Origin of the sequence: Vibrio sp. ECSMB14106 (assembly GCF_000972265.1) — a bacterium.
Classification (GTDB): domain Bacteria; phylum Pseudomonadota; class Gammaproteobacteria; order Enterobacterales; family Vibrionaceae; genus Vibrio; species Vibrio kanaloae.
Map to the genome: position 1 here is coordinate 15,213 of NZ_LAUM01000019.1, position 14,568 is coordinate 29,780.

15 protein-coding genes are annotated in these 14,568 nt (G+C 45.9%); all 15 read left to right on the forward strand.

Annotation, left to right across the window (positions count from 1 at the left end; all coding sequences use genetic code 11):
* The first annotated feature begins 84 nt into the window (after positions 1-84).
* The 15 genes from WR49_RS13420 to WR49_RS13490 all read left to right on the forward strand — a co-directional run bounded on the left by WR49_RS13420 (position 85) and on the right by WR49_RS13490 (position 14,559).
* Positions 85-2,196 carry a flagellar hook-length control protein FliK gene (locus tag WR49_RS13420; protein WP_046224362.1) on the forward strand — a complete coding sequence of 704 codons (2,112 nt, stop codon included), beginning with the start codon at positions 85-87 and terminating at the stop codon, positions 2,194-2,196.
* Between the two features lie 53 nt (positions 2,197-2,249).
* Positions 2,250-2,738 (forward strand): flagellar basal body-associated protein FliL, encoded by a 489-nt coding sequence (gene fliL, locus WR49_RS13425; protein ID WP_017056878.1) that lies wholly within the window; start codon positions 2,250-2,252, stop codon positions 2,736-2,738.
* A 7-nt stretch (positions 2,739-2,745) separates the two neighbouring features.
* Positions 2,746-3,789, forward strand: a complete 1,044-nt coding sequence (fliM, locus tag WR49_RS13430) for a flagellar motor switch protein FliM (RefSeq protein WP_017056879.1) — start codon at positions 2,746-2,748, stop codon at positions 3,787-3,789.
* Between the two features lie 29 nt (positions 3,790-3,818).
* Positions 3,819-4,229: a flagellar motor switch protein FliN gene (fliN, locus tag WR49_RS13435; protein ID WP_017056880.1), complete on the forward strand. Its 411-nt coding sequence runs from the start codon at positions 3,819-3,821 to the stop codon at positions 4,227-4,229.
* Positions 4,229-4,669: a flagellar biosynthetic protein FliO gene (gene fliO, locus WR49_RS13440; protein WP_017056881.1), complete on the forward strand. Its 441-nt coding sequence runs from the start codon at positions 4,229-4,231 to the stop codon at positions 4,667-4,669. The genes fliN and fliO overlap by 1 nt, the downstream gene beginning before the upstream one ends.
* Positions 4,656-5,585: a flagellar type III secretion system pore protein FliP gene (gene fliP, locus WR49_RS13445; RefSeq protein ID WP_197078535.1), complete on the forward strand. Its 930-nt coding sequence runs from the start codon at positions 4,656-4,658 to the stop codon at positions 5,583-5,585. Before fliO ends, fliP begins: the two co-directional genes overlap by 14 nt.
* Before the next feature lie 12 nt (positions 5,586-5,597).
* Positions 5,598-5,867, forward strand: a complete 270-nt coding sequence (gene fliQ, locus WR49_RS13450) for a flagellar biosynthesis protein FliQ (protein WP_017056883.1) — start codon at positions 5,598-5,600, stop codon at positions 5,865-5,867.
* A 5-nt stretch (positions 5,868-5,872) separates the two neighbouring features.
* Positions 5,873-6,655, forward strand: a complete 783-nt coding sequence (gene fliR / locus WR49_RS13455; RefSeq protein WP_017056884.1) for a flagellar biosynthetic protein FliR — start codon at positions 5,873-5,875, stop codon at positions 6,653-6,655.
* Between the two features lie 9 nt (positions 6,656-6,664).
* Positions 6,665-7,795, forward strand: a complete 1,131-nt coding sequence (gene flhB, locus WR49_RS13460) for a flagellar biosynthesis protein FlhB (protein ID WP_017060671.1) — start codon at positions 6,665-6,667, stop codon at positions 7,793-7,795.
* Between the two features lie 210 nt (positions 7,796-8,005).
* Positions 8,006-10,108: a flagellar biosynthesis protein FlhA gene (gene flhA, locus WR49_RS13465; protein WP_046224363.1), complete on the forward strand. Its 2,103-nt coding sequence runs from the start codon at positions 8,006-8,008 to the stop codon at positions 10,106-10,108.
* A 27-nt stretch (positions 10,109-10,135) separates the two neighbouring features.
* Entirely contained in the window at positions 10,136-11,683 is a 1,548-nt protein-coding gene (gene flhF / locus WR49_RS13470; protein WP_046224364.1) for a flagellar biosynthesis protein FlhF, read from the forward strand.
* Positions 11,684-11,696: 13 nt separating this feature from the next.
* Entirely contained in the window at positions 11,697-12,584 is an 888-nt protein-coding gene (locus WR49_RS13475; protein ID WP_017056888.1) for a MinD/ParA family protein, read from the forward strand.
* On the forward strand, positions 12,577-13,311 hold the full coding sequence (locus WR49_RS13480) for an RNA polymerase sigma factor FliA (protein WP_017060667.1): 735 nt from the start codon (positions 12,577-12,579) through the stop codon (positions 13,309-13,311). Before WR49_RS13475 ends, WR49_RS13480 begins: the two co-directional genes overlap by 8 nt.
* Positions 13,312-13,353: 42 nt before the next feature.
* Positions 13,354-13,722 carry a chemotaxis response regulator CheY gene (cheY, locus tag WR49_RS13485; protein WP_016767062.1) on the forward strand — a complete coding sequence of 123 codons (369 nt, stop codon included), beginning with the start codon at positions 13,354-13,356 and terminating at the stop codon, positions 13,720-13,722.
* 105 nt (positions 13,723-13,827) lie between these two features.
* Positions 13,828-14,559 (forward strand): protein phosphatase CheZ, encoded by a 732-nt coding sequence (locus WR49_RS13490; RefSeq protein WP_046224365.1) that lies wholly within the window; start codon positions 13,828-13,830, stop codon positions 14,557-14,559.
* Positions 14,560-14,568 lie beyond the last annotated feature (9 nt).

The following is a 14,568-nucleotide window of genomic DNA, read 5'->3' on the forward strand; positions in this document are numbered from 1 at the left end:
GCCCACCAAAGGCATGAAAAGCATCCGACTTTCTTTTTGTTGCCTGATTCATGGCAGCAAAGCTAGTAGATAGAGCTTGTATATATGAATGTTAGTCTTTCCTCAAATTCAGCGACCAACAAAACGTCATCGTTGTTGGACACCGGTTCTGCCTCTTCCAAGGTAGAAGAAACCGGCGACTCTAAAGGTTTCTTTGAGTCCTTTAAAGAAGCGCTCGGCTTTGAAGAAAGTGACAGTAAAGCCGCAGCAAAAGACACAGAAATCATAGCGAAATCTGATGCTAAACAGGCATCTACCGAAGGTGAAGCGTCAGCCGAAACGAACAAAGGTGATTCAGCTGAATCAAAGGCTACTGACGAAGTGAGCGAAGCGCAAAGCAAGCAAGCAGCCTCAGAAGTAGAAGGCGAGAAAGCTGCTGATAAAACATCTGCAGAGGCTGCGTCTGGATCTGAGGCTCAGCTCAAAGCCAATTCGGGCACTGATAAAACTGTCGCAGATAAGGCTGACGGTAAAGATGCGCAGGCTGAGACCGATTCTAAAGAGCAGGTTGCTCAATCCCAAACTCAGGGTTCATCAGCTGTAGATGGTGCTACGCAGGCATCGCAAGCCAATGCAGCGATGAGTGAAGGCAATAAATTGCTTGGTCAATTGGATGAGGCAAACAAAACTCTAAATCAAGCACCAAACGGCAAAGGCTTGCCTCAGCAAGGTCAGGTAGAACAAGCCCAAGGTAATATCACTGGTGCATCTGTTGCAGGAGCTTCCGTTACGGATAAGGCGACACCACAAGCCAAGGCTGCAAATCAAGAGAAGAGCCTTGAAGTCGATTCTGAAATCGCTGTACTTACCGGAGGTAAGGGTGTTTCTCAGCTGACTGATGCTGAAATTCGACAGTTGATGGAGAAAGGCGTCACTCCAGAACAAATTGAAGCCAGTATGAGCCGAGAGCTGAGCCAAAAGAATGCGGCTAGTGCGGTTACTGCCGAGCAGAGCCCAGGATTGTCAGCCGCTGATATTGAACTTGCAAAGCAGGTGGATGCTCATACCAAAGCGCTAAACCAATTGAATGGACAAATCGAATCAGAGCAGTCTGTTGTCGATAGCTTGCTTCAGAAGCAACAAAGTGGCGCTAAGTTGACGGTCGACGAGCAAGCCGCCTTAGCTGAAGTGACCTCTAACCTAGACCTGTTGAATCAACAGCTCGCTAACGTTCAACAACAAGCAACAGCTTTGCTAAGTCAAGCTCCGGCTGCGAACAGTGCGTCTGGTGAACCCGCTGCTATCGATTGGGATAATACGGATTCAAGCGAAACTAAAGCCTTAGCTGCGGCAGCATCAACAGCAGCTGTAGCGACGGCGGCACAACAAGTGTCAGCGCAGACCGCTTCTCAGTCAGCAAACAATGCTCTTACGGACAAGGCGGCAATGCTGCACGCCAATAATGCACATGCAGCCCAACAGGCCGCAGCTCAACAAGCTAATGTTGCTTCACCTCAGCAGCAAGCAACGCTGGATCCAGCTTTAACCGCCCAAGGTATGGCGATGAATGCAATGCCAGCCGCTACAAAAGCAGGCTCGACTGATACGCTTCTTAAAGCGGGCGCCGGTGCAGCAGCACTGTCTGGTTTGGGTAAAGCGGGTGCTAAAGAAGATTCTAAAGATTCGACTTTTGCTCAGCAGATCGCTTCTGCGGCTGGTGCACAAGGTACGGCAACGGTGGGTTCAGCACCTACGCGAGCTGAAATTCAAGCTGCTCAACAAGCGCCCTTACAGCTCACCAAAGAGCTAGCCAATGAGCAGGTGGCTGAAAAAGTACAAATGATGATGTCTAAGAACCTTAAGAACTTGGACATCCGTCTCGACCCACCAGAGCTGGGTCAGATGAAAATTCGCATGACCATGAATAATGACGTGGCAAACGTGCACTTTACGGTGAGTAATCAGCAAGCGAGAGATGTGATTGAACAAACATTACCTCGCTTGAGAGAGATGTTAGCTCAACAAGGGATGCAGCTTGCTGATTCATCAGTTCAACAACAGAGTTCTGGTCAGGGCCAAGAGAGTTACAACAATGGTGAACAGCAATCAGGTCCTAACCGCACAAATGATGGTCAAGGTGATGAAAATCTTGATAGCAGCAGCAATCTTGAATTGAATGTCGCATCAAAGCGTGATGGAATTAGCTATTATGCCTAATATCAGCCCTATCCCAGTTAGTTAGTGGAAACAACAGGAAACTAGAGAGCAGTATGATTGAAGAACAAGATCCAGCTAAAAAGAAAAGTAAGCTCCTTATCATTATTATTGCCGTAATCGTAATATTGCTTGGTGTCGGCGCGGCGCTGTTTTTTTTCTTAGGATCCGATGATGCTGGTTCCGAGTCTCAGTCCCAACCAGCGACTGCAGTGGTCGCTGTAGAACCCGTCATGTATGTTAATATTCCACAGCCTTTCTTGTTCAATGTTTCGGGTGATAAGAAAGATCGTCTTGTCCAGATAAAAGCACAGTTGATGGTACGTGGCAGTAAGAATGAAGATTTAGCTCGTTATCATTCTCCGCTAGTAGAAAGTACGCTATTAGCAACGTTCGCTTCGGCAACGGTCGATCAATTGCGCTCTCCAACGGGGCGGGTTGAACTGCGAAACAAGGCAACTGAAGATATTAAAGCAAGTCTGGCTCAAGCTGTTGGCCAGCCTGTGATTGAAAAAGTGTTATTCACTGATTTCGTAATTCAATAGGTAATTTGTGACCGATTTATTAAGCCAAGACGAAATTGATGCGCTATTGCATGGCGTTGATGATGTTGAAGAAGTTGAAGATGTCTTAGAAACCGAGAATGACAGTGCGGTCAATTTCGACTTCTCATCTCAAGATCGAATCGTTCGTGGTCGAATGCCGACCCTTGAACTTATTAACGAGCGTTTCGCACGTCATATGCGGATCAGCTTGTTTAATATGTTGCGAAAAACGGCTGAAGTGTCGATTAACGGCGTACAAATGATGAAGTTTGGTGAGTACCAGAACACATTGTATGTACCCACTAGTTTGAATATGGTTCGTTTCCGCCCATTAAAAGGTACAGCACTGATAACGATGGAAGCGCGCCTTGTTTTCATCTTAGTAGAGAACTTTTTTGGTGGTGATGGTCGTTTCCACGCTAAGATTGAAGGTCGTGAATTTACGCCTACCGAAAGGCGAATTATTCAGCTATTACTAAAAATTGTGTTTGAAGATTACAAAGAAGCTTGGTCTCCAGTGATGGGGGTTGAGTTTGAATATTTGGATTCGGAAGTGAACCCAAGTATGGCCAACATTGTGAGCCCGACAGAAGTAATTGTTGTGAGCTCATTTCACATTGAAGTGGATGGCGGTGGTGGTGACTTCCACGTGGTGATGCCTTATTCGATGGTTGAGCCGATTCGTGAATTGCTGGATGCGGGTGTTCAATCAGACAAAATGGAAACCGACGTTCGTTGGAGTTCAGCCCTGCGTGATGAAATTATGGATGTACCGGTCAATTTTCGTGTAAACCTATTAGAGCAAGACATTTCTCTGCGTGACTTAATGGAGTTACGTCCTGGTGATGTTATCCCCATAAATATGCCAGAAAATGCGACTATGTTTGTTGAAGATTTGCCTACGTATCGTGTGAAAATGGGGCGTTCGGGTGAAAAGCTCGCGGTACAGATTTCTGAAAAAATTCAAAGACCGCATGTGGTCAAAACTGATCTCGCATTTTTAGGCAAGGATTTAATGTCTGAGCTAGAAAACGACGATGATAACGAATAGTAAAATAGATAAAAGTATAGGAATTGGTAATGGAACCTAGTGAAGATCAAAAGTTAGCAGATGAATGGGCTGCAGCACTTGGTGAAGACCCTTCTGCACCGTCAATTGATGTTGATGATGTTCTAGCGGCACCACTCGACGAGCTAACCGATTCATCGTCTCCGATTTCTGAAGATGAGCGCCGTAAACTGGATACCATCATGGATATCCCTGTCACCATTTCAATGGAAGTTGGACGCTCTAAGATCAGCATCCGTAACTTACTTCAATTGAATCAGGGGTCAGTGGTGGAGCTAGAGAGAATTGCTGGCGAGTCTCTAGATGTGATGGTTAACGGAACCTTGATTGCTCACGGTGAAGTGGTTGTGGTGAACGATAAATTTGGTATTCGTTTGACTGACGTTATTAGCCAAACAGAACGAATTAAGAAGCTGCGTTGATGGGCCTTCTTCCTCAAAGGGTGACAGGTTTACCTCGCGGGTTGACAGGTGTCGTTCGTGGGCTGATAGGAGTAGGGCTATTCTCTATTCCTTCCATAGCCTTTGCCGCGGCACCTCCCTCTCTCGATTTAGCGACCACCTTTGGGTCGCTAATTTTCGTTATAGCCTTCATTTTATTTATTGCTTGGCTACTGAAGCGAATGCAAGTTCCGGCGATGTCGAATCAACAAGGTTTGGCGATTGTTAGGCAAATACCTGTCGGCACCAAAGAGCGTATTGCTATTGTTCAAGCCGGTGATGAGCAGTTCTTAGTGGGCATTACCACGCAGTCAATTCAGCTGATCTCTAAGCTCGATAAACCTCTTACTCAGGAGATGCTGGAAAAAAGTACATTTTCAAGTCAGCTTTCCCAGCTAATAAAAAAAGATGCAAACAAGTAACGGATTTTTGGAATCTTCTTACTTTTGCCAAACCGGATCTTTCCGATTGGTGAAAGTGTGCTTGGTTCAGCTCATTTTACTCTGCTCGCTCGTGTTCAGTGTGTCGGTATTTGCACAAGCTGAAGACGACACTGTGATTCCTGCGAATACCGCTGGCTCAGAGTCGGTCACCATCAGCACGATGGAACAAGATCAAGCCAAATCGCAAACCATGACTACAGGTAGTTTGACGGGGAATGTAGGAGGGATTCCAGCCTTCACCATGACAACCAACGCCAATGGCGGTGAAGATTACTCTATTAACCTGCAAATCCTAGCGTTAATGACCATGCTTGGCTTCTTGCCGGCAATGGTGATTTTGATGACTTCGTTCACTCGTATTGTGGTGGTGATGTCCATCTTGCGTCAGGCGATGGGTCTACAGCAAACGCCTTCAAACCAAGTGATCATTGGTATCGCGATATTTTTGACCTTCTTCATCATGTCACCAGTGATCAATCAGGTTAACGAACAAGCGGTTCAGCCCTATTTGAATGAACAGATATCGGCGCGACAGGCGTTTGATGTTGCCCAAGGCCCAATTAAATCATTCATGCTGAAACAGACTCGAATTAAAGATCTCGAGACTTTTGTTGAGATCTCTGGAGCGGAAGTAACCAATCCTGAAGATGTTTCTATGGCGGTTCTGATTCCAGCATTTATCACATCAGAGCTAAAAACGGCTTTCCAGATCGGTTTTATGTTGTTTTTACCGTTTTTGATCATCGACTTGGTGGTGGCTTCGGTGTTGATGGCGATGGGTATGATGATGTTATCTCCGATGATTGTATCGTTGCCGTTTAAGTTGATGCTGTTTGTCTTGGTTGATGGTTGGAATTTGATACTCTCCACACTCGCCGGCAGTTTTGCCTTGTAGCTGGGGGGAATAATGAATCCTGAAATATTCGTAGAGTTGTTCCGAGACGCACTTTGGATGGTTCTGATCATGGTGTGTGCCATTATTATTCCTAGCCTGTTAATCGGTTTAGTCGTAGCCATTTTCCAAGCTGCGACGTCTATCAACGAACAAACCTTGAGTTTTCTACCACGTTTAATCGTGACCTTACTAGCATTGATGATGTTTGCTCACTGGATGACTCAGATGATGATGGAGTTCTTTTTTGAACTCATCGAACGCTTGCCTCAAGTATTGTACTAGACCAAATGGAATACCCAACGAGCCTTGTACTAGAGTGGTTAGCCAATTATTTTTGGCCATACACTCGCATCTCAGCCATGCTGATGGTGATGACGGTAACCGGTGCACGCTTTGTGTCGCCGCGTATTCGTCTGTATTTAGGCTTGGCGATTACTTTGGCTGTGATGCCTGCGATTCCAGCGGTCCCCAAAGAGATCGAACTGCTGTCGTTTCAAGGGTTCTTGACGGTCTTTGAGCAAATTGTGATTGGCGTTTCAATGGGGTTTGTTACCCAATTCATGATCCAAACCTTCGTTATGCTCGGCCAAATTCTGGGTATGCAATCAAGCTTGGGTTTCGCTTCTATGGTGGATCCAGCGAACGGTCAAAATACGCCAGTACTTGGTCAACTTTTCATGCTGTTAGCGACCATGTTTTTTTTGGCGACGGATGGGCATTTGAAGATGTTACAGTTGGTCGTGTTCAGTTTTAAAACCTTGCCGATTGGTAGTGGCTCTTTGACTGCTGTGGACTTTAGAGAGCTCGCATTGTGGTTGGGCATCATGTTTAAAACGGCATTAGCGATGTCGTTATCGGGTATTATTGCGCTGCTGACGATTAACCTTTCATTTGGTGTGATGACACGTGCGGCACCTCAGCTAAACATATTTTCTTTGGGTTTTGCATTTGCGCTACTCGTAGGTCTGTTACTTTGTTGGTATATCCTTGGCAGCTTGTATAGCCATTATGAGCTATTCTGGTTGCAAAGTGAGCAACAGATATGTCGTCTAATCCGGTTAGATTGCTAGGAGACTGAAATGGCAGAGTCAGACGGTCAAGAACGCACAGAAGACGCCACGCCCAAACGCTTGCAACAGGCCAAAGAGAAAGGGCAGGTTGCAAGGTCAAAAGAACTGGCATCGGCGTCGGTACTGATAGTTGGTGCGATTGCCTTAATGTGGTTTGGCGAATCGATGGCGAAGGCTTTATTCGAGGCTATGCAACGCTTGTTCTCATTGAGTCGCGACGAGATATTTGACACCAATAAACTCCTTGAAATCGCCGGTGGTGCACTGGTGAACTTGTTGTTTCCGTTATTCTTGATTCTGATAACTTTGTTCGTAGCGGCAGTCATTGGTGCGGCGGGGGTCGGTGGTATTAATTTCTCAATGCAAGCGGCGATGCCAAAAGCGTCTAAGTTAAACCCACTGAGTGGTATCAAGCGTATGTTTGGCCTACAAAGTTGGGTTGAGCTGCTGAAGTCTATTCTGAAGGTGGCACTTGTGTCGGGCATGGCCATCTATCTTATCCAAGCCTCTCAGCATGACTTGATGCAGTTGAGCATGGACGTGTACCCGCAGAATATCTTCCACGCTTTGGATATCTTGCTTAACTTTATTCTCCTAATCAGTTGCTCCTTGCTGATCGTGGTCGCCATTGATATCCCATTTCAGATTTGGCAACACGCCGATCAGTTGAAGATGACTAAGCAAGAAGTGAAAGACGAGTTCAAAGACACCGAGGGTAAACCGGAAGTTAAGGGACGAATTCGCATGTTGCAAAGAGAAGCGGCTCAGCGTCGAATGATGGCAGATGTGCCTCAAGCAGATGTGATTGTCACCAACCCAGAGCACTTTTCGGTGGCTCTGCGCTACAAGCAGAATCAAGACAAAGCACCAATTGTGGTTGCTAAAGGTGTCGACCACATGGCGATGAAGATCCGAGAGATTGCGCGTGCAAACGACATCTATATCGTTCCAGCGCCGCCATTGGCGAGGGCGCTTTATCACACCACTGAGCTAGAACAACAAATTCCTGACGGTCTGTTTACGGCAGTTGCACAAGTGCTTGCATATGTTTTCCAACTGAAACAGTATCGAAAACGAGGTGGTGAGCGACCAAAACTGCAAGATTCTAATATGCCGATCCCACCTGATTTACGTCATTAGATCAATTGCTTGAGCTCTGCGTGATGAACCCTGATAATAGCGAGCTAGCTAATCTTCCTTTTATAGAGGTGATGGCGATAATTTGACGTGAGATGTTGGTACAGTGTTTGCTATAGTAGCCTGAACATTATAAGCCCATAGCAAACAGCCCTGACTAAGACCTAATCCACTTGTTCAGAGAGCTACAACATAGCGAAACTGTCTAGATTTATGAAATTCTCCCTGCCTTTTGCGGACAAGCTACCTAAAATCCCTAACCGTGCTATGCCTGCGATTGGTGCACCTGTTATGGTACTTGCAACGCTTGCTATGGTGGTGTTGCCCATTCCGGCTTTCTTGTTGGATATGTTCTTCACCTTCAACATTGCACTGTCTATGGTTGTGCTATTGGTATCGGTTTATACCCGCAGGCCTTTAGATTTTGCTGCATTCCCGACCGTCCTGCTGATTGCGACTCTACTTCGATTAGCCTTGAACGTTGCTTCGACACGTGTGGTATTGCTCCATGGTCACGAAGGTGGTGACTCCGCTGGTAACGTTATTGAAGCCTTTGGTAACGTCGTTATAGGCGGTAATTATGCGGTTGGTTTAGTGGTGTTTTTGATTCTGATGATCATCAACTTTATGGTTGTCACCAAAGGTGCGGGCCGTATCTCGGAAGTAAGTGCACGTTTCACGCTGGATGCTTTGCCTGGCAAACAAATGGCAATTGATGCCGACTTGAATGCGGGTTTGATCGACCAAGATCAGGCTCGAACCCGACGTTTTGAAGTGACCAAAGAGGCCGACTTCTACGGTTCGATGGACGGTGCGTCTAAGTTTGTTAAAGGCGATGCTATCGCCGGTATCCTAATCTTATTCATCAACATCATAGGTGGCTTGAGCATTGGTATGGCTCAATTCGACCTTGGTTTTGGTGAAGCTATCGAAATCTATACGCTATTGACCATCGGTGATGGTTTGGTTGCACAAATTCCGTCTCTATTGCTGTCTATCGCCGCAGCGATGATGGTAACGCGTCAAAATACCGATGAAGATATGGGGCAGCAGCTCGTCTTCCAAATGTTGGATAACCCAAAGGCTTTGATGATCACCGCCGGTATCCTTGGGGTGATGGGTATTGTTCCTGGTATGCCGCACTTTTCTTTCTTAAGCTTGGCTGCTGTGGCGGGTGCTGGTGCCTACTTTATCGATAAAAAGAACAAGGCAAAGGCTGAAGATACAAACCTGCCAGCCACCGTCGATGCTAATGGTGACACACCTTCATCGCAAAAAGAGCTCTCATGGGACGATGTTCAACCCGTCGATATTATCGGCTTAGAAGTGGGTTACCGCCTGATTCCGTTAGTTGATCGAGATCAAGGTGGTGAACTGCTTGAACGGGTAAAAGGAGTGCGTAAGAAGCTGTCCCAAGACTTCGGTTTTTTGATCCCCGCTGTACATATTCGCGATAATCTAGAACTGACGCCAAACAGCTACCGAATCACTCTGATGGGAGTCGCGGTTGGCGAGGCCGAGATTAAACCTGATATGGAATTGGCGATTAACCCTGGCCAAGTCTATGGAATGATCGAAGGTGAGCCGACCATTGACCCTGCATTTGGTCTCGAGGCCGTGTGGATTCGTGAAGAGCAGCGCGAGCACGCGCAAGCTTTGGGCTACACGGTTGTCGACTCCTCAACTGTACTGGCGACACATCTTAGTCAACTGTTGACCAATAATGCTTCGCAGTTAATTGGCCATGAAGAAGTTCAGAATCTATTGGAAATGCTTGGTCGTTCAACGCCTAAGCTGGTCGAAGGTTTTGTACCGGATCAACTGCCGCTTGGTGTGGTTGTGAAAGTGCTTCAAAACCTACTAAATGAAGCCATTCCAATTCGTGATATTCGAACGATAGTCCAAACTTTGTCGGAGTACTCCGGTAAGAGTCAAGAACCTGACATACTTACAGCTGCTGCCCGTATCTCTCTGAAAAGACTAATTGTCCAAGAAATCAATGGTATAGAGACAGAATTGCCAGTTATAACCTTAATACCAGAGTTGGAACAAATCTTGCATCAAACCATGCAAGCATCTGGCGGAGAATCTGCAGGTATTGAGCCTGGTTTAGCGGAGCGCTTACAGACTTCCCTTAGCCATGCCACACAAGAGCAAGAGTTGAAAGGGGAGCCTGCGGTGTTATTGACCTCTGGGGTGCTTCGTTCGACTCTCGCTAAGTTCGTGAAAAACACGATCCCAAGCTTGAGAGTGTTATCTTACCAAGAGATACCGGACGAAAAGCAGATACGTATAGTACAAGCTGTTGGTAATTAAGCCGCCTAATTAGAACGGACGATCGAATTGAAAATTAAACGATTTTTTGCAAAAGATATGCGAACAGCTCTGCTCCAAGTTAAAGAAGAACTTGGCTCAGAAGCGGTGATCATGTCTAACAAAAAGGTCGCAGGTGGTGTGGAAATTGTTGCCGCTATCGATGGTGAATCAAGCCAGTCGACAGCGAGCCCAAGAATCAATAAACCTCAGCAACCGGCGCAAAGTCAGTATACGCAAATGGCAGCGACCGCGGCGTCAACTGGTTCTCGTCAATTAGATGAAGATAAGGTGAACCTGCAATCGAATGCTGAAGGTGGACGTTCAATGACTAAGCGCTTTGCGAATATGCTTAAGCAATACAGTCATGGGGCCGATGATGAGCCACAACACCGAGCAGAAAATGAAGATTCATTGTCTGCGTTGCTGAATCGTCAATCAGGCAGTAGCCATCACGCTAATAGTCATCAAGATTCTAATCGCCATCAAGGCTCTAATAGTAACCAGCCGCCGCGCAATAATGTAGATTCAGCATTTGCTCGTGAAACGGGTTTATCCAAACTGATTGCTGAAGATCGCAGAGTCGATCGCCCAGCTCCTCGTCTCGACCCTACGCGTTATGATCGTGGCCGTGAAAGTGCTCCATCCAAAGGCTCTGATACTGAAATGGAAACGATGCGTGACGAGATGACTTCAATTCGTCGTTTACTTGAGCATCAAGTATCTGGCCTGATGTGGCAAGAGGTTGAACGCCGAGAGCCTTTAAGAGCCATGTTGATCAAGCGCCTTGAAAGAATGGGTGTTTCAGCAGAACTGGCTGATCAAATGGCGTGCTATATCCCAGAAGACACCAAGCCGGCTCGAGCGTGGAAGGCATTGCTTGCGTTGGTTGCAGACCAAATCTCGGTCACACAAAAAGATATTCTAAAACGTGGCGGTATTGTGGCCTTATTGGGCCCAACAGGAGTAGGCAAAACCACCACCGTTGCTAAGCTAGCGGCACGCGCAGCCATGGAGTATGGCGCCGACAACGTCGCATTAGTGACAACTGACACGTATCGTATAGGTGCGCACGAGCAGTTATCTATTTATGGTCGAATTATGGGTTGCCCGGTAAGAGTTGCTAAAGATTCTAGCGAATTGGCCGATGTAATATATCAGTTACGTAATCGTCGCCTAATTCTGGTCGATACTGCAGGTATGGGGCAGCGAGATGTCCGCCTATCTGAGCAGTTAGACACATTGATGCAAGAGAGTGGTTCCGTTATCAATAGTTACCTTGTGTTGCCCGCAACCGCGCAACGTAAAGTGCTACAAGAAACAATTGAACACTTTAGAAGAATCCCATTGTCGGGATGCATCATGACTAAGCTTGATGAGTCCCTCAGTCTAGGTGAATTCATCAGTGTAGTGATACAAAATGCATTACCAGTTGCTTACATAGCAAATGGTCAACGAGTTCCTGAAGATATCGTCATAGCTCAGCCAAAGTACATGATGGCTAAGGCCAATGAGCTATTAGAGAAATCTACAGAGAATGAACCTCATTACTGGAATAGCGATTCTGAAGGGCTCTAGGCGGCGGATAAATATGAATGAAAATATGATACATGATCAAGCTAGCGGCCTCCGTCGCTTAACTAAGCCTTCACTTACCAAAGTTATCGCTGTAACGGGTGGTAAGGGTGGGGTCGGTAAATCTAATGTGACGTTAGGTATGGCTATTTGCATGGCACGCCAAGGCAAAAAAGTCATGGTGCTGGACGCCGACCTAGGACTCGCTAACGTTGATATTATGTTAGGTATTCGTTCTAAACGAAACCTTGGCCATGTGTTGGCTGGTGAGTGTGAGTTAAAAGATGCGATTGTCGAAGGGCCGCACGGAATTAAAATAATTCCAGCGACTTCAGGTACACAAAGCATGACTGAACTTTCACATGCTCAGCACGCAGGTTTGATTCGCGCCTTTGGTTCGCTTGAAGATGAGATGGATATCTTATTAGTCGACACCGCTGCGGGTATATCAGACATGGTGATCAGCTTCTCAAGAGCGGCGCAGGATGTTGTTGTCGTCGTTTGTGATGAACCTACCTCGATTACTGATGCATATGCCTTAATCAAATTGTTGAGTAGAGAACATCAAGTTCAGCGATTCAAAGTTGTTGCAAATATGGTCAGAAGCTACCGTGAAGGCCGAGAATTATTTGCAAAGTTGACTTTGGTCACAGAGCGCTTCTTGAATGTGAGCCTCGAACTCGTAGCATGTATTCCTTTAGATGATAAAGTACGTCAATCAGTTAAGAGACAGAAAATCGTAGTTGATGCGTTTCCTCGCTCTCCTGCGGCATTGGCTATCAGCTCATTGGCAAGTAAAGCATTGACCTGGCCAATACCAAAAACACCAAGCGGACACTTGGAGTTTTTTGTTGAAAGGCTACTGAACCGTACTGAATTTATAGAGGAACCATTTGGTGAATAAAGCGCTTACTTACGACCAACATGCTAATCATAATAGCCAGCAGGCTTTTTTTGAGAAGTACTCTGTGTTGGTAAAACGTATCGCTCATCATTTGTTGGGGCGATTACCGCCTAATGTATTGGTTGATGACTTGATTCAAGCTGGCATGATTGGTTTGATTGAAGCACAACAAAATTATGATGGTACCAAAGGCGCAAGTTTTGAGACGTATGCAGGTATTCGAATTCGTGGGGCGATGTTGGATGATATTCGCCGCGGGGATTGGGTACCGAGATCGGTTCATAAAAACAATCGAGAAATCAGCAGTGCAATCGCGGAATTAGAGGGTATCCTCAACCGCGACCCGAGTGATGCCGAAGTGGCAAAACACATGGGGCTCAGTTTAGAGCAGTATCACAGTGCTTTAACTGACATTAATTGCTCAAGACTGGTTGGAATCGAAGATTTAGGCGTCTCAGATGATGTAATATCTCCGAATGAAGACTCTCAAGATAATACGCCTTTTCAAGGGGTTGCTGATGAGTCATTCCGCCAAGCTTTGATCGATTCGATTAAACAACTTCCGGAAAGGGAAGGCCTTGTGCTTTCGCTTTATTACGACGAAGAACTCAATTTAAAAGAGATTGGGGAAGTGTTAGGTGTCAGCGAATCTCGTGTCAGCCAAATACTGAGCCAATCTATGCAGCGTTTACGCACTAAGTTAAGTGCTTGGACACAGAACGACTAACAACACTGATCCTATTCAGTGGAGGCTAATTTGAACAAAAACATGAAAATTCTCATTGTTGATGATTTTTCAACGATGCGCCGAATTGTTAAAAACCTACTTCGCGACTTAGGTTTCAACAACACTCAAGAAGCAGATGATGGCTTGACCGCGTTACCTATGCTGAAAAAAGGCGAATTTGATTTCGTGGTAACTGACTGGAACATGCCAGGCATGCAAGGGATTGACCTGCTTAAACACATTCGCGCAGACGCAGAACTTAAGCACCTTCCTGTGCTTATGATCACGGCTGAAGCGAAGCGTGAGCAGATCATCGAAGCAGCGCAAGCGGGTGTTAATGGTTACATTGTGAAGCCTTTCACTGCTGCAACGCTGAAAGAGAAACTTGATAAGATTTTTGATCGCTTATAAGCATCAATAAATTTAGGCACTTCTAGGTAAACACTGGCTGATAAGTTATCTGTTTATCTCGATAGCCTAAGCGCACAAAGTATGCGGAGTAAGGCCGAATTCAGGATGATTTCATTAGAACAAGCAAAAAAATTAGTAGAGCTGCTTGAGAACGATGAGCAGCAAAATGCTGATTCTCTTGTGAGAAGCATTTATGAAGATAACTTTAGTCTTCAAGACAATCCAATGCTTCAAGAAATAGGAAGTCTGACACGCGACCTCCATGACTCTTTGACTCAATTCAATTTCGATGAACGCATCAGCGTTATCGCGAATGACGAAATCCCTGACGCAAGGGATCGCCTTCAGTATGTCATTGATAAAACGGAAGTTGCGGCAAACAAGACGATGGACGCTGTTGATCGCTGTATGCCAATCGCAGACAACCTACACGAGTGTTTACTTCAAGTAAGGCCTCAATGGAATGAACTGATGCATGGCCGCATTGAGCTAGCACAATTTAAAGCTTTATGTCACCGCATTGATGGATTACTTGTCCAAGTAGAAGGCGACAGTACTGAACTACGTGGACAACTGACTGAAATCTTGATGGCTCAGGATTTCCAAGATTTAACTGGGCAGATTATTAGCAAAGTTATTACCTTGGTAAATGAGGTTGAAGGACGTTTGGTAGAGATTCTCACCGTATTCGGAGCTAATCAAATAGAGCCAACTCCTGAGTCAGAGAAGAAAGTATCTATTGCGCCTGAAGGTCCAATTATGAACCCAGAAGAGCGAAAAGACGCCGTTGCATCTCAAGATGAAGTCGACGATTTGTTATCCAGTCTTGGATTTTAAAGGTAACGT